This window comes from Microtetraspora sp. NBRC 16547, assembly GCF_030268965.1.
Taxonomy (GTDB): domain Bacteria; phylum Actinomycetota; class Actinomycetes; order Streptosporangiales; family Streptosporangiaceae; genus Microtetraspora.
The window spans coordinates 565,781-583,539 of record NZ_BSSE01000002.1 but is presented as its reverse complement, the minus strand read 5'-3'; the positions used below and the strand labels follow the sequence as shown (position 1 = coordinate 583,539).

Below are 17,759 nucleotides of genomic sequence, written 5' to 3'. Positions count from 1 at the left end.
CCGACACGCTGATCGCGCTGCTGGAACACCAGATCGGCACCGAGTTGCTGGTTCTGATCAACGCCGAGTCCCTCCCCGACGACCCACCGGCAGCCCCCAGCCACGACACCCCGGCCCAGCGCACCCCGGCCCAGGGCACCGACGCGCAAGCTGCGGCCACGCAGGACGTGGCGGCCCCGGACAGTGCCGACCACGACAGCATCGGCTCGGAGGTGGCTGCCCGCGACACGGCCGCCCAGGCCAGCGGCGCAACCACCACGGCCGCGAGTGCGGCTGGCGCCAGGACCGAGAGCGGACCTCCCGCTACAGCCTCGGCATCAGACACAGATGAGCCGCCCACAACACGACAAGAGCCGGTCAAAACACGGCGCGAACCGGAGCCGTCCGCAAGCGGGCGGAACACGCCCGGGCAGGAACGCGGGCCGTCCGGCAAGGGTCGTGGCACGACCCGGGATGAAGCGTGCACGACAGCGGACGAACGAGACCGGACGCAAGCCACGGGCGGCCCATCGCGGGATACAGCGAGTACATCGCGGGACAGGCGAAGCACACCGCAAAACGCAGGCGGCGCGCCGCGCGGTAGGCGAAGCACGTCACAAGACGCAGGCGGCCCATCGCGGGATACGGCGAGTACATCGCGGGACAGGCGAAGCTCGGCGCGGAGAGGGCGGGTGTCTGACTGGGTGACCCCTGGCGGGCTGATCTCGGGCCGGACGCTGCCCGGACTGCTGCTGGCCACCGGGCAGTTCCTCCCCGTCACCGACATCCACCGACTGGCATCCACCTCCAGCCTCACCCGCCTGGTCATGAACGCCGAAGGACAGGTCCTGGACGTCGGACGCACCGTCCGCCGCGCCACCAGAACACAGCGGCGAGCCATCCTCGCCCGCTACACCACCTGCATGGTCGACGACTGCCACCTACCCGCCCACCTCTGCCAGATCGACCACGTCCAGAACTGGAGCGACGCAGGCGCCACCGACCTCGACAACCTCGGACCCACCTGCCAATTCCACAACCGCGACCGCTACCAACACCCCGACCGCTACCAACTCCGCCGCGTTGGCGACAACCGATGGGCATTCACCTACATCGGCCCCCGCCCGGGACGCCTATCACGCGTGGACTGACCGCTACGTGGGCTCGCATTGATCGGGCAGGGCTGGGGTGCCCAGGAACGGACGTGGGACGTGGGAGAGCGCAGACCCGCTCGCAACCACGTATGGCTCCCTGCGTGAGGGCCGGACTGGCGTGTTGGATGGCCTCGTCAGACGAGGCGGACGGGGAGGCGCTTGGCCCGGACGGCGGATCGGATCGACTCGGCGAGCCGGGCGTACTCGCCGGCGCGCGGGGACGTGCCGCGATAGGCCAGTCCGATGCGACGGCCGGGAGGACGGGCGAACCGGCGCAGGGCGATGCGGACCCGCTTACCGGTCTCGACGGGAACCGCGAGCTCGGGGACGAGCGTCACTCCGAGGCCGCCGGCGACGAGCTGGACCAGCGTGGGAAGGCCAGTCGCGTAGGTCGTCATGGTGGCTTTCGTGCCGACCTCCCGGCACACGTCGATGGCCTGTTCGCGCAGGCAGTGGCCCTGGTTGAGGAGCACGATGTCGAGACCCTTCAGCGCCTCGCGGCTCAGCGGTTCGGTGTCGCCGGCAAGCGGATGATCGTACGGCAGGGCGAGTAGGAAGTCCTCGTCGTAGAGCGGCTCCTCGACCAGGCCGTTCGCGTCGGTCGGCAGGGCGAGCAGGACCATGTCGAGGCGGCCCTCGCGTACCTCTTCGAGGATCGTCTCCGTCTTGGCCTCGTGCACCGTCAGCTTGATGCGGGGGAAGTCCTTGGCGAACATGGGGAGCAGCAGCGGCAACAGGTAAGGTGCGACGGTTGGGATGACCCCCAGATGCGCGGGGCCGCTGTACGGCTCCCTCGTGTCGGCGACGTCGCTGATCAGCTCATCGAGGCCGGCGAGGATCCGCGCCGCGTGCATGCTCACCCGCTCACCCGCCGGCGTCAGCAGGACCTTGCGGGTCGTTCGCTCCAGCAGTCGGGTTTCCAGGATCTCCTCCAGTGCGGAGACCGCGCTCGACAGCGCCGGCTGGCTGACCCGGAGAGTGGCGGCCGCCTCCCTGAAGTGGAGATGGTTGGCCACCGCGAGGAAGGCCCGCAGCTGAGCGATGGTGGGCACTGCCTCACTGATAAGAATCACCTCTCAGATTGGTCTGACTGCTTGATTTCTCATATCAATGGTATGTGCGGCAGGCTGTGCGGGACAACGTCGTCCTCAGGAAGGTGCCTGACATGCTCACCGTTGGTGACCAGTTCCCCGAATACGAGCTCACCGCCTGCGTCTCGCTGGACGCCGACAGCGCGTTCGAGACCATCCACCACAAGTCCTACGAAGGTCAGTGGCGGGTCGTCTTCTTCTGGCCGAAGGACTTCACCTTCGTCTGTCCCACCGAGATCGCGGAGTTCGGCCGCCTGAACGGCGAGTTCGCCGACCGTGACGCGCAGGTCCTCGGCGTGTCCGTCGACTCCGAGTTCGTGCACCACGCGTGGCGCAAGGACCACCCTGACCTGCGCGACCTCCCCTTCCCGATGCTGTCCGACATCAAGCGCGAGCTGACCTCCGCGCTGGGCGTCCTCGGCGAGGACGGCGTGGCCATGCGCGCGACCTTCATCGTCGACCCGAACAACGAGATCCAGTTCTCGATGGTCACCGCCGGTTCCGTGGGCCGGAACGTCAAGGAGGTCCTGCGGGTCCTCGACGCTCTCCAGTCGGACGAGCTCTGCCCCTGCAACTGGAACAAGGGCGAGGCGACGCTCGACGCCAAGAAGCTGCTGGCGGGCTGATGTCGATCGACAACCTCAAGGAAGCCCTGCCCGCGTACGCCAAGGATGTCAAGCTCAACCTCGGCTCCCTGGTCACCACGTCGTCGCTGACCGAGCAGCAGCTCTGGGGCACGCTGCTCGCCACCGCCGTGGCGACGAGGTCGCCGAAGGTCATCGGTGAGGTGTCCGCCGAGGCCGCCGACTACCTGTCGGCGGAGGCGTTCACCGCGGCGAAGGCCGCCGCGAGCATCATGGCGATGAACAACGTCTACTACCGGACGACGCACCTGATCGGTGACGACACGTACGCCACGATGCCCGCGAAGCTGCGGATGACCGTCATCGGCAACCCGGGCGTCGAGAAGCTCGACTTCGAGCTCTGGAGCCTCGCGGTGAGCGCCATCGGCGGCTGCGGCACGTGCCTGGAGTCGCACGAGAAGGTCGTACGCAACGCGGGCCTGTCGCGCGAGCAGGTCCAGGAGGCGGTCAGGATCGCGGCGGTGGTCAACGCCGTCGCCACGACCCTTGAGGCCGAGGCCGTCTCCGTCGGGGGATGAGACGGTCAAGCCGCTGAACGCGGCAGGGGGCGGAGCGGCCGGGAGCTCAGGAGAGCGCCCGGCCGCTCCGCCTTTCCCTCCTCGTCGGCGCGCCGATGTGCGATGCGCCGACGAGCCAGGCGGTCCCTCGTCAGTTACTCCCTAGCGCTCTCCGCGGGTGGGGAGCATGTCGTCATCGGGGAGGGACGCCAGGGCACGGGGGTCGGCGGTGATGGTGGCCCTGTCGGACACCCCGGCCCAGCGCTTGAGCGTCGCCGTCGCGGCGTCGCGCTCGGCCGGGCTCAGCTGGGAGATGTTCGCGCCGTGGTTGGCGCCGGCCGCGACGTACAGGTAGGAATCGTTCCCGCTGGGCGTGAACTTCTCCGCGCTCCATGGGTCGTTCTGGCCGTAGATGAACATCATCTGGCTCGACTCCTTGCGCACCCAGTGGTCCACGTCGAGCATCCACTTCGGGTCGTGCTCGGGGCGCAGCTCAGGAGGGAGCACCGACGACGCCTGGTAAAGGTCGGGGTAGCGGGCCACGTCCTTCAGATGCTTGAACTTCAGCGAGGGCCAGCCGAGCTGGTTCGCCGCCTGGTAGTAGTACGGCACGTAGTACTCGATGCCCTGGTCGGTGTAGAACGAGAAGCCCGCGATGTTGTCGATCCACTTGTAGATCTCGTCATCGGAGGCGGTGGTGGCCGGTACCTTGGCGCAGTCGGACACCTTGGAGTACTGCCAGAACGCCCACACCGTGTCGAGCACCGTCATCTCGAACGACCGGTCGGCGGTACCCAGTGACCGGTCGAAGGTGAGCCCGTTCCGCGCGGCGAACTCCTCCAGCTTCGGCACCAGCCGACCACGCCGCTTGAGCGCCTCCTTCTGCACATCGTCCAACGCGGTACGGCAGGTCGCGTCGGCCACGTTCGCGAAGAAGTCGTCGTAGGTCTTGTCGGAGGGGTTGACCCTGTCGTTGGGCGCGACGTAGGCCACCACGCCAGCGAGATCATCGGGGTAGAAGCGCCGGTGGTAGACCGAGGTCATGCCGCCCTTGCTCGCGCCGGTCTGGATCCACTTCCCGGAGTAGATCGTCTTCAGCGCCTCGACGATCCGGTGCTCATCGCTGGCCTCCTGCCAGATGTCGAGCTTGCTCCAGTCCGCGGGGGCCGGCCGGGAGGTGCGGAAGAACCGGTGCTCCACCGAGACCTGGTTGCCGCCCAGCAACCGGGTCGGCTCGGTCTGAGAAGCACCGGGATTGACCGCCAGGCCGTACCCCCCTGTGGCGAGCACGACCGGCGCGTCGGCCGACCGGTGCAGCAGGGTGAACCGCTGCTGGTAGGTCCCCTTGCCCGGGTCACGGTGGTCGACCGGCTGGGTGAAGCTCAGGACGAAGAACCGGTAGCCGGTCGGTCGGGTCTCCGAGACCACGGTCAGTCCGGGGATGGCCTTGAGCTTGGCGAGGAGCTCGTCCTCGACCACTGCGGCGGAGGCCGTGGGGTCCGGCTCCGCCGCGGCGGGCGTGACGCCGCCCAGGCCGATCGATCCGGCCGCGAGCACCGACAGCATGAGGGCGGGGAGCACTCGGGTTCGCACTGTGTGTCTCCTTATGGGGCACGATGTGTTGAAGGAGACTAACCAGCACATTTTGGTCAGCGGTAGTATTGGTTTTCTTAATGCTGGAGTTATGGCTGAGGTTTGAGCCATTTAGTCCGATATGTCATGAATCAACAGAGCGAATCGGCGGGGCGGAGCAGCAGAGGAGCCGCCGCGGCATTGTCGGGAGACCGGCTCCGGCGTGGTGATCCGATATGGCGGCCTGACGTTACGGCCTGACGTTCCGGGCTGACGTTGCGGGCTGACATGGCAGCCCTGTCGGCCCGACATGACAGCCCGAGATCGTCCTTTGACGCTGCGGCCGGCGGCGGCGCCGGCACGCGAGGCTCGTGTGCGCAAGGCTTGCCGAAGGATGGGCTGTCGATGGGCGATAGTCGCCAATGTCGCCCGGTCGTCCGCTGGATAGTTTCGCGATGTGGGCGAACGCGTACTGATCGCACTGGGCGGAAACGCCATGACGTCTCCCGACGGGAGCGCGTCGCCGGATGACCAGCGACGGGCGGTGGAGCAGGCCATGGCGCACGTCGCCACACTGGTCCAGGCCGGGCATGAGGTGATGCTCACCCACGGGAACGGGCCGCAGGTGGGCAACATCCTGCTGAAGAACCAACTGGCGGCGCCCGTCGTCCCGCCGGTCCCGCTCGACTGGTGCGTGGCGCAGACCCAGGGAACGATCGGCATGCTCATCATGGCCGCCCTCGAGGCCGCGCTCGTGCCGCGGCCCGTCAGAGTGGCCACGGTGGTGACGCGGACCCTGGTCGACCGGGACGACCCGGCTTTCGCCGACCCGGTGAAGCCGATCGGAAAGTACTTCCCTGAGGCGGACGCCCGCCGTTTCGAGAAGCTGGGCCAGCGTTGGAAGGCCTTCGATCGCGGCTGGCGCAGGGTGGTCGCCTCGCCCGAGCCGATCGAGATCCTCGACGCCCCGGCGGCCATCGCGCTGATGGAGGCCGGTTACATCGTGGTCGCCGCGGGGGGAGGTGGGGTGCCGGTCGCCCGGAACACGGACGGGACGCTGAGTGGTGTCGAGGCCGTCATCGACAAGGATCTGGCCGCCGCGGTGATGGCGAGAGCCGTACACGCGACGGCGCTCGTCATCGCGACCGACGTCCCGGCCGCGGTCGCCGGGTACGGCACGCCCGCCGCGCGGCCCATCGGGCGAGTCGGCGTCGGCGAGTTGCGGAACCTCCAGGCGGCGGGGCACTTCGCGAGCGGCAGTATGGGCCCGAAGGTGGAGGCCGCGCTGCGGTTCGTCGAGGACGGCGGCCGCCGCGCCGTGATCACCTCGTTGGAACACATCGGCTCGGCACTCGGAGAGACCGCCGGAACGCCGGAAACGACAGATACCACGGGTGTGATCGGGACGATCCTCGAGAAGTGAGCGCGCGGAGCCGTCAGCACCGTCGGCAGCACGGCCCTCAGCGAAGCCGTCAGCGAAACCGTCAGCGATGCGGGCGGAGCCCTGAGCAACGATCGGGGTGGTTGGCGGCGGCGCCGGCGGGGCAGTGACCAGGCGCTGACGAGGGCAGAGAGCAGCGGCGAGTACGCCGCACGACGAGGCCGCACGGGCGACACACCGAGCCGCACCGAGACACCGAGACACCGAGACACAGCCAGACAACGACGAGCCACACCGAGCACGACAACGAAAGGTGCAGGAGATGCCGGATCCGATCGAGGTACGCAAGGTCACCATCGAGAGCGTCACCGACGCCTCCGGGCTCGCGAAGCTGATCGATGACGGGGTGATCGAGGCCGACCGCGTACTCGCGGTGATCGGCAAGACCGAGGGCAACGGCGGGGTGAACGACTACACCCGCATCCTGGCCGACCGCGCCTTCCGCGAGGTGCTGGTCAGCAAGGGCACGCGGACGGAGGACGAGGTCAAGCAGGTGCCCCTCGTCTGGTCCGGAGGTACCGACGGCGTGCTCAGCCCGCATGCCACGATCTTCACCACGGTCGACCCGGCGACCGCCGTACGAACCGACGAGCCGCGGCTCAGCGTGGGCGTGGCGATGAGCGAGGTGATCCTCCCCGAGGACATCGGCCGCCCGGCCATGGTGGAGAAGGTCGCCAGGGGAGTCCGCGAGGCGATGAAGATCGCGGGCATCGACGACCCCGCCGACGTCCACTACGTGCAGACGAAGACGCCGCTGCTGACGCTCGCGACGATCACCGATGCGAAGGAGCGCGGTCACACGGTCGTCACCGAGGACACGCTCAAGTCGATGGACATCTCCAACTCCACGACCGCGCTCGGCATCGCCGTCGCGCTCGGGGAGATCGAGATGCCCACAGCGGAGCAGATCCACAAGGACCTGTCGCTCTACTCGTCCGTCGCCTCGTGCTCGTCCGGCGTGGAGCTCGACCAGGCCCAGATCGTCGTCGTCGGGAACGTCCGCGGCATCGGCGGGCGCTACCGCGCCGGGCACTCCGTCATGAAGGACGCGCTGGACGCCGACGGCATCTGGGAGGCGATCCGTGACTCGGGCATCGAGCTTCCGGACCGGCCGCACCCGAGCGACCTCGGCGACAGGCTGGTCAACGTCTTCATGAAGTGCGAAGCCGACCCGTCGGGCCGGGTGCGCGGACGCCGCAACATCATGCTGGACGACTCCGACGTGCACTGGCACCGGCAGATCAAGGCCACGGTCGGCGGCGTCGCCGCGAGTGTGACAGGAGATCCCGCGATCTTCGTCTCGGTCGCCGCCGTGCACCAGGGACCTTCCGGCGGAGGACCCGTCATCGCCATCGCCGACCTTTCCTGATTCGTCCTGACGCCTTACCGTCGACGCCCCGTTGGGTTTCCGCCCCCTCCACCGGTTCAGGGAGGGGGCATGGGGGCGGGTAGGCTCGCGAGTCGTGCTGACCATTCCGCAGCCACTCGCGCCCGATGACGACGGAAGCGCCGACGCCGCCGTCGCCTCCGCTCTTTCCGCGTTCCAGGCCGGTACGGCTTCCGCCGCAGACGTGCTTCCGGCGATCAGCCGGGCACGGCTGCTCGTGCCGGTGGTCGCGCTGCTCACCGAGTCCGAGATCGGCGACCACGGGCTGAAGCAGGAGAAGGAAAGCGAGATGGCGCTGCCGAAGCTGGTCGGTAAGGACGGCCGGGAGGCCGTCCTCGCCTTCACCGGCACCGAGGCGCTGAAGATGTGGCGCCCGGACGCCCGGCCCATCCAGGCGACCGGCCCCCAGGTGTGCCAGGCAGCGCGCCAGGAGAGCGCGGCGGCCGTGGTGATCGACGTGGCCGGGCCGATCCCCTTCGTGATCGAAGGTGGGATGCTGCACGCCCTCGCCGCGATCGAGGACGTCAAGCGCGACCCCTCCGCCCTGGACAACCTGGCGGAGGCCGTGCCCGGGATCACGGTCACCAAGATCGGCGACGCCGCGCCGCGGCGCCGCTGGTTCCGGCGCAAGCGGGCCTGACCTCGCTGTTTCCGCACGGCCGGCGTCCATGCCCGCATGAGCGGTGCGCTCGTTTCCGCTCGACCGGCCCTCTGATCACGCGGGCGCGTTAGGGTCACGGCGTGACCCTCGCCGTCGCCGTCACCGCCGCCTGCGTTCTCGGGCTGGTCGTCGGGGCGTACGCCCGGGCCTTCGCCGACGGGTTCGGCGAACATCCCGACGCCCCCCTCCGAGAGGCGCGGGACGCCCTCGTCGATGCTGTGCGGGTCGCGCCGCTTCCACGTGGGCCGTACGCCGTCGAGATCGCCATGGCCGCCGTCTTCGGGCTGGTGACCTGGCGATCCGGGACCGGGATCGGCCGAGCGGTCGCCGGGGCGACCACTGAAGTGAACGCCGGAGTGACCGCCATGACCCCGGCACTGCTGTACGCGGCGGCGGTCGGGGTGACGCTCAGCGTGATCGACTGGCGGACCCGCCGGCTTCCAGACGCGATCACTCTGCCGTCGGCTCCCGTCCTGGCCGTGCTGCTCGTGCCCACCGGCCGCCTCGGCGCCGCGCTGCTCTGCGGGATCGTCCTCGGCTCCGCGTACGCCGTGCTCTGGTTCGTCCGCCCGGCCGCGCTGGGCCTGGGCGACGTGAAGCTCGCCGGGCTGATCGGCATGGTCACCGGGGCCGTGGGCGTGAACGCCGTGATCGTCGCCGCGGTCGGCGCGCACGTCCTGGGCGCGCTGTACGCCGGCGGATTGCTGATCACCCGGAGGGCGACCCGTACGACCGAGTTCCCGTTCGGACCCTTCATGCTCGGCGCCGCGCTCCTTGCCGTCGTGCTTCCCGTCACCTGAGCTTTCCGTCACCTGAGCGCGGGCCCGAACGCAGGCTTGAGCACGGGCCCCAGGACGTGGAACCTCGAAACACGCCCGGACGCCGAGGCTGGAGCGCGCCCGCGGCCATCGGAGACGCGCCGGTGCGGAGCATCGCCGTCTCGCCTGGTGAGCTGGAGGGACGTCGCAGTGTGGGACACATGGAAGACTTGTCATCATGCTGCGCTGGTTGACCGCCGGAGAGTCCCATGGCCCCGAACTCGTCGCGATCCTTGAAGGACTGCCCGCCGGGGTGGAGGTGACCACGGTCGAGCTGGACGAGGCGCTGCGCCGCCGCCGTCTCGGTTACGGCCGTGGGGCGCGGATGAAGTTCGAGCAGGACGTGGTGACCGTGGTCGGCGGTGTACGGCACGGCCGCACGCTCGGCTCGCCCGTCGCCGTCAGGATCGGCAACACCGAGTGGCCCAAGTGGGAGACCGTGATGGCCGCCGACCCGGTGGATCCCGAGGTGCTGGAGGGCCAGGCGCGCAACGCGCCGAGGTCGCGGCCCCGGCCGGGCCACGCCGACCTCGCCGGCATGCAGAAGTACGGCTTCGACGACGCCCGTCCCGTGCTGGACCGGGCCAGCGCGCGGGAGACCGCCGCCCGGGTCGCGCTCGGCCAGGTCGCCCGCAACTTCCTCAAGCATGCTCTCGGCGTCGAGATCGTCAGCCACGTGGTGTCCATCGGCGGCGCGGCCGCGCCCGAGGGAGTGATCCCCGAGCCGAAGGATCTCGCCGCCGTCGACGAGGATCCGGTGCGCTGCTTCGACCCGGCCGCGAGCGCGGCCATGGTCGCCGAGATCGACAAGGCGCACAAGGACGGCGACACGCTGGGCGGCGTCGTCGAGGTCGTCGCGTACGGCCTGCCGCCGGGCCTCGGCGGCTACGCCCAGTGGGACCGGCGCCTCGACGCCCGCCTCGCCGCCGCGCTCATGGGCATCCAGGCGATCAAGGGCGTCGCCGTCGGAGACGGGTTCGAGACGGCCCGCCGCCCGGGCTCCCGCGCCCACGACGAGATCGTCAACACGCCCGAGGGCGTCCGCAGGGTCACCAACCGGGCCGGCGGCATCGAGGGCGGCATGACCAACGGCGAGCCGCTCCGGGTCAGCGCCGCGATGAAGCCGATCTCCACGGTGCCCCGCGCGCTCGCCACCGTCGACGTGCGGACCGGCGAGGCCGCCAAGGCGCACCACGAGCGGTCGGACGTGTGCGCGGTGCCCGCCGCCGCCGTCGTCGCTGAGGCGATGGTCGCCCTGGTGCTCGCCGACACGGCGCTCGAGAAGTTCGGCGGCGACTCGGTGGAGGAGGTGGCCAGGAACCTGTCCGGCTACCTCTCCTCGCTGATCATCAAGTAGCCGCCAATGATCACAAAAGGGCCCGCGACATCCGCATACGCCAGGATCGATAATCCGCGATAACCCGCGATAACCATCGGTAACCCTCGATAAGGTTCGTGACCATGCAATCGGCAGAACAGCGGCGGCCCGCCGCGGTCCTCATCGGGCCGCCGGGATCAGGCAAGACGACGATCGGCACCCTGCTGGCCGAGCACCTCGGTGTCGGCTTCCGCGACACGGACGCCGACGTCGAGGCGGTCGCGGGCAAGTCGGTGAGCGACGTGTTCGTCGAGGACGGTGAGGCGCGCTTCCGTGAGCTGGAGGCGACCGCCGTGCGGACCGCGCTGGAGGAGCACGACGGCGTCCTCTCGCTTGGTGGCGGCGCGATCCTCGACGAGTCGACCCAGGAGGCGCTGGCCGCGCACCGGGTCGTCTACCTCCAGGTGAAGCTCGACCAGGCGGTCAAGAGGGTCGGCCTCGCCTCCGCCCGCCCGCTGCTCGTGCTGAACCCGCGCAGCCGGCTCAGGAAGCTGATGGAGGAGCGCCGCCCGATCTACGAGCGGCTGGCCGAGGTGATCGTGGTCACCGACGAGCGCGAGCCTGCCGACATCGTCGCCGAGATCGTCAAGGAGCTCGCATGAGCACATGCCGCCTCCGCTCGGCGTGCTCCCGAGCATCCCACTCCCGGCCGCCGCGCTCCCGCGTGGCGCACTTCCGGTCACCGCGCCGCCGCGAGGTGACGTCGTGACCGCCACCCGCATCCGCGTGCGGGGCGACAGCCCGTACGACGTGGTCGTCGGCACCGGCATCCTGGGCGAGCTGCCCGGCCTGCTCGGCGCCGGAACCCGCACGGTCGCGGTGATCCACCCGGCGAGCCTGCCGGAGATCTCCCGTCCGGTGTGTGGGGCGTTGGAGGCCGCCGGATACGAGGTGATCGCGCTTCCCGTGCCCGACGGCGAGGAGGCCAAGTCCGTCCACGTCGCCGCCGAGCTGTGGTCGGCGCTCGGCCGATACGGCGTGACCAGGTCCGACGCGGTCGTCGGCGTCGGCGGGGGAGCGACCACCGACCTCGCGGGCTTCGTGGCGGCCACCTGGCTGCGCGGCGTCCAAGTCGTCCACGTGCCCACCACGCTGCTCGCCATGGTCGACGCGGCCGTCGGCGGCAAGACCGGCATCAACACCCCCGAAGGCAAGAACCTGGTCGGTTCGTTCCACCCGCCGAAGGGCGTCCTCTGCGACCTCGCGACGCTGGTCAGCGTGCCGCGGGAGGACTACGTCGCGGGCCTCGCCGAGATCGTCAAGGGCGGTTTCATCGCCGATCCGGAGATCCTCCGCCTGATCGAGGAGGACCCCGCCGGCGCGTGCGTCCCCGACGGGCCGCACACCCGTGAGCTGATCGAGCGGAAGATCCAGGTCAAGGCCGACGTGGTCGGCGCCGACCTGCGCGAGAGCGGGTTCAGGGAGATCCTCAACTACGGTCACACCCTGGCTCACGCGATCGAGCGGGTCGAGGACTACCGCATCCGGCACGGCGAGGCCGTCGCGATCGGCCTGGTCTACGCCGCCGAGCTGTCCCGGCTCGACGGCCGGGTCGGCAGCGACATCGTCGACCGGACCCGGTCCATCCTCACCTCCGTCGGCCTTCCCACGGCGTACCGGCGGGAGGCGTGGCCCGCGCTCCGCGACCACATGCGGGTCGACAAGAAGAGCCGGGGGGCGAAGCTGCGCTTCGTGGTCCTGGACGGGCTCGCGCAGCCCGCCCGCCTGGAGGATCCGGGGGAGGAGCTGCTGGAGGCCGCGTACCACGAGGTCGCGCGGTGACCTCCGGATCTCCCGCCCGCCACGGGCTTCCTGAGTCCGGGCTCGCTGACCGCGGTCTCCCCGACTGCGGCTTCCCAGATCGCGGCTACTACGAGAAGGCGGTGCGCCGATGCGGCCCGTGCTGGTTCTGAACGGCCCCAACCTGGGGCGCCTGGGCAGCCGCGAGCCGGACGTGTACGGCGCGCAGACCCTGGAGGACCTGGCCGCGCTCTGCCGGGAGAGCGGCCGTGAGCTGGGACTGTCCGTCGAGGTCAGGCAGACCGACGACGAGGCCGAGCTCATCGGGTGGATCCACGAGGCGGCGGACGGCAAGATCCCGGTCGTGCTGAATCCCGCCGCGTTCACGCACTACTCGTACGCGCTGCGCGACGCGATCGCCCAGCGGACCGCGCCGCTCGTGGAGGTGCACATCTCCAACCCGAACGCCCGGGAGGAGTTCCGCCACACCTCGGTCGTCGCCGCCGTCGCCACCGGCACGATCGCCGGTTTCGGCATGCGGTCGTACGTTCTCGCGCTGCACGCGATCGCCGATCTGCCGGAGTGACACCCCCGCGTTTCCCTCTCTGGACCCGCATGCGGAAAGCTAGACGAAAGCTCGGTTGATTCGTGTCGTGACGCGAACGGCAGGAGCCGGTCGGCATGGGGTTGGCAAAGAGGGGGTTGGGCGTGGCCTACACGTCGTTCGTGGCCGTCGGGGACAGCTTCACCGAGGGGCTCAACGATCCCCCGATCGGCGCGCCGGGCGCGAGTCCGGGGCAGGGGGAGCGTTTCCGCGGCTGGGCGGACCGCGTCGCCGAGCGGCTCGGGCAGCTGGAGCCCGGCTTCCGCTACGCCAACCTCGCGGTCCGGGGAAAGCTCCTCGACCAGATCGTCGAGCACCAGGTTCCCCTGGCCGTGGAGAAGAAGCCTGATCTCATCAGCTTCTGCGCGGGAGGCAACGACCTGCTCCGGCCCGGCAGCGATCCGGACCGGATGGCCAAGAAGCTGGCGGGAGCGGTACGCGATCTGCGGAGCACCGGCGCCGACGTGCTGCTCTTCACCGGCGTGGACCCGCGCGACACGCCGATCATGCGGCGGGCGCGCGGCAAGTTCGCCACGTTCTACCTGCACATCCGCTCGATCTCCGACCTGTACGGCTGCCGCCTCGTGGACCAGTGGTCCATGCAGGGGCTGCGGGACTGGCGGGCCTGGAGCGACGACCGCCTGCACATGAACGAGCACGGCCATCGCATGGTCGCCGCGAAGGTCCTCGACGTGCTCGGCGTCCCGTCCGAGGACACGTGGCGTACGGCGTGGCCGCCGCGTGAGGACGTCGATCCGCGGCTGAAGCGCCGTGAAGACGCCCAGTGGGTGCGGGAGCACCTCGTCCCGTGGATCGGCCGACGTCTCCGTGGACGATCCTCAGGTGATGACCTTGACCCCAAGCGTCCCGATCTGACCCCGTTTACGACAGATCCTTCTTCTATGTAGAGAATTGTCGCCGCTTCGACGGCTCGACGAGTGGCTCGCCGCCGGAGCGGTCGAGCGTGGGGAGGATCCTCCCGGCCCGCTGGACATGGCACGGTTTCGGCCCAACGTGGTCGTCGAGGGAGCCGAGCCGTACGAGGAGGACCGGGGGAGATCGCGGTCGGCGACCCGATCACCGTGTCGTCACGGACGTCCTGAACGCCGGACGAGGAGCTCGGGCCGGCTCAGGAGGCGGTGAGGCGGCGCAACGCATCCCGCACCTTCGCCGGGTCACTGGTGCGCCAGAACGGGGGCAGCGAGCCCAGCAGGAAGCCGCCGTACCGAGCGGTGGCCAGTCGCGGATCGAGGACGGCGACGACGCCCCGGTCGCTGATCGACCGCAGCAACCGGCCCGCGCCCTGGGCGAGAAGCAGCGCGGCGTGCGTGGCGGCGACGGTCATGAAGCCGTTTCCGCCCTTGGCCGCGATGTGCCGCTGCCGGGCGGACGCGAGCGGGTCGTCCGGACGCGGGAACGGAATCCGGTCGATGATCACCAATGTGAGCGAGGGCCCAGGGACGTCCACGCCCTGCCACAGTGACAGCGTGCCGAACAGGCAGGTGGCCGGATCCGCGGCGAACTGCTTGACCAGCTGCGATGTGGAGTCGTCACCCTGGCAGAGCAGCGGCACGTCGAGCCGCTCGCGCAACGCCTCGGAGGCGGCCTTCGCGGCCCGCATCGAGGAGAACAGCCCCAGCGTGCGCCCGCCCGCCGCCTCGATCAGCTCGGAGATCTCGTCGAGGTACGCCTCGGGAAGGCCGTCGCGGCCCGGCTGCGGCAGGTGCTTGGCGACGTACAGGATGCCGCTGCGCGGGTGGTCGAACGGCGAGCCGACGTCGAGGCCGGTCCAGTCGTCGCCGAGGCCCCACTGGCGGGCCATGCCGTCGAAGGAGCCGCCGAGGGCGAGCGTGGCGCTGGTGAGGATCACCGTGCGGTCGCCGAACAGCTTGTCGCGAAGCATGCCGCCTACGGACAGCGGGGCCACCCGGAGTGTCGGCGGCACCCGGCCGTGCCCGGCGTCCAGCCAGACCACCTCAGCCCGATCCGCCTCGGACTCGGCGCCGAACGCGTCGAGCATGCGCTGCGCGGTGTCATGGACCTCGTCGAGCGCGGTGAACGCCGCCTTGCGCGCCCCCGCGTTCTCGGGATCGTCCTTGTCCTTGTTACGCGGGCCGAGGGCGGTGATACAGGCGAACGCGGCGTCCCTGACCAACGCGAGGGTGAGCCCGAGGGACTGGGGGAGATCGTCCACCCGCCCGGCGGGCGCCGCCGCCAGGAGGGCGCCGAGATCCTCTCCCGCCTCCTTCAGCCGGTCGGCCACGCCCTGCTCGAGCAGCCTGCCCACGCGGCGGACCGCCAGGGAGACACTGGCCTCCGACAGCTCGTCGGTGACCACCGAGGTCACCCGGTCGACCAGCTCGTGCGCCTCGTCGACCACGACGACGTCGTGCTCGGGCAGGACGGGGAAGTCCTCCATCGCGTCGATCGCCAGCAGCGCGTGGTTGGTGACCACGACGTCCGCCTCTCCCGCCCGCTGCCTGGCCAGCTCGGCGAAGCACTCGGCGCCGCTCGGGCAGCGCTGCGCGCCCAGGCACTCCTTGGCGTGCACCGAGAACTGCCGCCAGGCCAGGTCGCTGACGCCGGGGACCAGCTCGTCGCGGTCGCCGGTCTCGGTCTCGTTGGCCCACTCCTGGATCCGCTGGACCATCCGCCCGGTGGCGCTCACCTCGCGCGGGTCGAAGAGCTGGTCGTCCTCGTCGTCGGGCATGCCGGCGGCCGTCTTGTAACGGCAGAGGTAGTTGCGCCGGCCCTTGAGGATCGCGAACTCGGGCTTGTGCGGCAGATGCGGCTCCAGCGCCTCCGCCAGCCGGGGAAGGTCGCGATCGACGAGCTGGCGTTGCAGCGCGATCGTCGCGGTCGAGACGACGATCGCGTCGCCGCTCTCCATGGCGTGCCTGATCGCGGGAATGAGATAGGCCAGTGACTTTCCGGTGCCGGTGCCCGCCTGGACGGCGAGGTGCCGCTCGGTCTCCACGGCCTCCTGAACGGCCTGCGCCATCGTGACCTGACCAGGCCGCTCGGTGCCCCCGAGGCCGGTCACCGCCACGGTAAGCAGCTCGTCGACAGGGGGCAGCGCGATCTTGGAGTCACTGGATGGCACGGGAGAACGCTACCCGCTGTCGCCGACATTCGGTGCTCGACGTCCTCCCCGCCGCCCCATTACCGGGGACCCCAGCACGCCGCCTCAGCGCGCGCCCGACGGTACACGACAGCCCAGTCGCGGAGGGCCCGAACCGACGCCACGAAGGACGGGATTCCGGTCCTGGATGCGTCCCGGATGCGTCCCGGATGCTCTGTGACCGCGCCGGCACATCCCGACGTTCGTGGTTCGGCGGAGCGAGGCGCGTGGCACACTGGCGAGCACGCCCCACATGGTCAAAGGTGATCTACCCGGTGGGATCCGGGGCGTCCGGGATGGCACCGGAACAGGCGTTACTGTAGGGATTCCCGTGGTCGAGTGGACGGATAAGGGCAGGTAAAGGCACTATGTCTGCCATGTCGGAAGTTGTCCCACTGCCATCATTCGGTGAGGTGTTCTTTGACGCCCGGGGCCAGGACCGCGTGCTCCGGGTCACCTGGCATGAGGGAACGCTCGTCCTGAGCCTCTGGCGGGGCGAGATGTGCACCGCGAGTTTTCGCATGCCGATGGACGATGTCGGTCGCCTCATCGATACCCTCGACGACGGCTTCACGGAGGCGGGCGGCCAGTACGCCGACGAGCCGGGGACCGGCCCGCTGAACCAGGTCGAGGTGGGCGAATACCCGGGGACCGGTCAGTACACCCGCCCGCAGCTCAGCGAGCCACCCGCCCAGGGCTACCCGGCCCAGCCGGGCCAGGGAGGGTACGGGGCTCCCGGCCAGGGCGCCGTGCCGTACCAGCAGGAGCAGCAGGCGCCCGCCTACGCGCAGGCCGGACCGGACGCCGGCTACGGCCAGCCCGATGGGGACTACAGGACCCCGGACGGCGGCTACGGTCACCCGGACGCCGCTTACCCGGACACCGCTTACCCGGACGCGGGCTATCCGGACGCGGGCTACGGCCAGCAGGACGGCGGTTACCCGCAGGCCGGGCCGGACTACGGACGGACGGCTTCCGACTACGGCCAGCCGGACCCCGACTACGGCCAGCCGGTGCCGTACCAGCAGGAGCCGGCGCCGGCGGCGCTCGGCCCGAACGACGTGCTGGTGGCCAGGGGCACCCCAGGCAGGGAGCGGCGCGGCGCCTCCTCGGGCGACAGCGTCCCGAGGGAGAACCTGATCGTGGCCGACTCCCTGCCGTACGAGCCGGCCCCCGGTTCGTACGGCCAGTACGAGACCGGCCAGTACGAGACCGGCCCCTACGACAGGGACCGGTACGAGAGAGATCAGTACGACCGGGACCAGCAGTACGACCAGGGGGCACGTTCCTACGACGCGCCGTCCGGGCCGGGAGACTCCTCCGGAGGCTCGTACGACCCGGGGGAGCCCGTCTACCAGTTCCCCTCGCCGGTGCCGGGACGGCCCGCGTACCGGTTCGACCCCGAGCCCCAGCCCCAGCAGGGACAGCACCCGAGCCCGCAGCAGGGACAGCAAGGACAGCAGGGTCACCCGCATCCGCAGTCGCCGCAACAGTCCGCGCAGTCCCCGCACGCGGGGGTGGACCCGAACGACCCGCTCGGCCTCGGGACGGCGCAGTCGCGCCAGACCGACCCCTCGCTGACCCGGCCTTACATCCACGATCCGGTCTTCAGCACCGGCGAGCGGCTGCGTCCGGAACAGCGGGACGAGCGCGACTGGTGATCGGGGGACAG

At 70.2% G+C, this 17,759-nt stretch carries 17 protein-coding genes; 13 read left to right on the top strand and 4 right to left on the bottom strand.

Going from position 1 to position 17,759, the window contains the following annotated elements:
* The coding region (locus QSK17_RS05270; protein WP_285703245.1) for a hypothetical protein at nt 1–259 on the bottom strand (259 nt) is incomplete at its 3' end.
* A gap of 412 nt (nt 260–671) precedes the next feature.
* On the opposite strand from QSK17_RS05270, the gene QSK17_RS05265 reads away from it, so the two are divergent.
* A complete protein-coding gene (locus QSK17_RS05265; protein WP_285703244.1) occupies nt 672–1,130 on the top strand; it encodes an HNH endonuclease signature motif containing protein in 459 nt (152 codons plus the stop codon).
* Nucleotides 1,131–1,267: 137 nt separating this feature from the next.
* Here QSK17_RS05265 and QSK17_RS05260 read toward each other — a convergent pair whose 3' ends face one another.
* On the bottom strand, nt 1,268–2,185 hold the full coding sequence (locus QSK17_RS05260) for a LysR substrate-binding domain-containing protein (RefSeq protein ID WP_285703243.1): 918 nt from the start codon (nt 2,183–2,185) through the stop codon (nt 1,268–1,270).
* Nucleotides 2,186–2,298: 113 nt separating this feature from the next.
* On the opposite strand from QSK17_RS05260, the gene QSK17_RS05255 reads away from it, so the two are divergent.
* A complete protein-coding gene (locus QSK17_RS05255; protein ID WP_285703242.1) occupies nt 2,299–2,850 on the top strand; it encodes a peroxiredoxin in 552 nt (183 codons plus the stop codon).
* The gene (ahpD, locus tag QSK17_RS05250; RefSeq protein WP_285703240.1) at nt 2,850–3,386 is read left to right on the top strand and encodes an alkylhydroperoxidase, AhpD family; all 537 of its coding nucleotides are present in this window, start codon (nt 2,850–2,852) and stop codon (nt 3,384–3,386) included. Before QSK17_RS05255 ends, ahpD begins: the two co-directional genes overlap by 1 nt.
* A 141-nt stretch (nt 3,387–3,527) precedes the next feature.
* Here the strand turns inward: ahpD and QSK17_RS05245 are convergent, their stop codons facing one another.
* Nucleotides 3,528–4,958, bottom strand: a complete 1,431-nt coding sequence (locus tag QSK17_RS05245; RefSeq protein ID WP_285703239.1) for a S28 family serine protease — start codon at nt 4,956–4,958, stop codon at nt 3,528–3,530.
* A 436-nt stretch (nt 4,959–5,394) separates the two neighbouring features.
* Between QSK17_RS05245 and QSK17_RS05240 the strand changes: the two genes are divergently transcribed.
* The 9 genes from QSK17_RS05240 (at nt 5,395) to QSK17_RS05200 (ending at nt 13,874) form a co-directional block, all read left to right on the top strand.
* Nucleotides 5,395–6,360: a carbamate kinase gene (locus QSK17_RS05240; protein ID WP_285703238.1), complete on the top strand. Its 966-nt coding sequence runs from the start codon at nt 5,395–5,397 to the stop codon at nt 6,358–6,360.
* A 280-nt stretch (nt 6,361–6,640) separates the two neighbouring features.
* Entirely contained in the window at nt 6,641–7,747 is a 1,107-nt protein-coding gene (gene bar / locus QSK17_RS05235) for a barbiturase (protein ID WP_285703237.1), read from the top strand.
* Nucleotides 7,748–7,841: 94 nt separating this feature from the next.
* A complete protein-coding gene (locus tag QSK17_RS05230; RefSeq protein ID WP_285703236.1) occupies nt 7,842–8,405 on the top strand; it encodes an SseB family protein in 564 nt (187 codons plus the stop codon).
* A 101-nt stretch (nt 8,406–8,506) separates the two neighbouring features.
* Nucleotides 8,507–9,226: a prepilin peptidase gene (locus QSK17_RS05225; protein ID WP_285703235.1), complete on the top strand. Its 720-nt coding sequence runs from the start codon at nt 8,507–8,509 to the stop codon at nt 9,224–9,226.
* A gap of 196 nt (nt 9,227–9,422) precedes the next feature.
* The gene (gene aroC, locus QSK17_RS05220; protein WP_285703234.1) at nt 9,423–10,601 is read left to right on the top strand and encodes a chorismate synthase; all 1,179 of its coding nucleotides are present in this window, start codon (nt 9,423–9,425) and stop codon (nt 10,599–10,601) included.
* A 104-nt stretch (nt 10,602–10,705) separates the two neighbouring features.
* Nucleotides 10,706–11,224: a shikimate kinase gene (locus QSK17_RS05215; RefSeq protein WP_285703233.1), complete on the top strand. Its 519-nt coding sequence runs from the start codon at nt 10,706–10,708 to the stop codon at nt 11,222–11,224.
* 103 nt (nt 11,225–11,327) lie between these two features.
* Nucleotides 11,328–12,404 carry a 3-dehydroquinate synthase gene (gene aroB / locus QSK17_RS05210; protein ID WP_285703263.1) on the top strand — a complete coding sequence of 359 codons (1,077 nt, stop codon included), beginning with the start codon at nt 11,328–11,330 and terminating at the stop codon, nt 12,402–12,404.
* Between the two features lie 109 nt (nt 12,405–12,513).
* Nucleotides 12,514–12,948: a type II 3-dehydroquinate dehydratase gene (aroQ, locus tag QSK17_RS05205; protein WP_285703232.1), complete on the top strand. Its 435-nt coding sequence runs from the start codon at nt 12,514–12,516 to the stop codon at nt 12,946–12,948.
* A gap of 95 nt (nt 12,949–13,043) precedes the next feature.
* Nucleotides 13,044–13,874, top strand: a complete 831-nt coding sequence (locus tag QSK17_RS05200; protein WP_285703231.1) for an SGNH/GDSL hydrolase family protein — start codon at nt 13,044–13,046, stop codon at nt 13,872–13,874.
* 221 nt (nt 13,875–14,095) lie between these two features.
* Here the strand turns inward: QSK17_RS05200 and QSK17_RS05195 are convergent, their stop codons facing one another.
* Nucleotides 14,096–16,069, bottom strand: a complete 1,974-nt coding sequence (locus tag QSK17_RS05195) for an ATP-dependent DNA helicase (protein WP_285703230.1) — start codon at nt 16,067–16,069, stop codon at nt 14,096–14,098.
* Between the two features lie 395 nt (nt 16,070–16,464).
* Here QSK17_RS05195 and QSK17_RS05190 point away from each other — a divergent pair, with 395 nt between their 5' ends.
* The gene (locus QSK17_RS05190; protein WP_285703229.1) at nt 16,465–17,748 is read left to right on the top strand and encodes a hypothetical protein; all 1,284 of its coding nucleotides are present in this window, start codon (nt 16,465–16,467) and stop codon (nt 17,746–17,748) included.
* Nucleotides 17,749–17,759: the final 11 nt, after the last annotated feature.

Excerpts from the sequence above, each read along its gene's own strand:
- aroC (WP_285703234.1), top strand. The coding sequence starts at position 9,423 with ATGCTGCGCTGGTTGACCGCCGGAGAGTCCCATGGCCCCGAACTCGTC.
- QSK17_RS05255 (WP_285703242.1), top strand. The coding sequence starts at position 2,299 with ATGCTCACCGTTGGTGACCAGTTCCCCGAATACGAGCTCACCGCCTGC.
- QSK17_RS05200 (WP_285703231.1), top strand. The coding sequence starts at position 13,044 with ATGGGGTTGGCAAAGAGGGGGTTGGGCGTGGCCTACACGTCGTTCGTG.
- bar (WP_285703237.1), top strand. The coding sequence starts at position 6,641 with ATGCCGGATCCGATCGAGGTACGCAAGGTCACCATCGAGAGCGTCACC.
- aroQ (WP_285703232.1), top strand. The coding sequence starts at position 12,514 with ATGCGGCCCGTGCTGGTTCTGAACGGCCCCAACCTGGGGCGCCTGGGC.
- QSK17_RS05215 (WP_285703233.1), top strand. The coding sequence starts at position 10,706 with ATGCAATCGGCAGAACAGCGGCGGCCCGCCGCGGTCCTCATCGGGCCG.
- QSK17_RS05190 (WP_285703229.1), top strand. The coding sequence starts at position 16,465 with ATGTCGGAAGTTGTCCCACTGCCATCATTCGGTGAGGTGTTCTTTGAC.
- ahpD (WP_285703240.1), top strand. The coding sequence starts at position 2,850 with ATGTCGATCGACAACCTCAAGGAAGCCCTGCCCGCGTACGCCAAGGAT.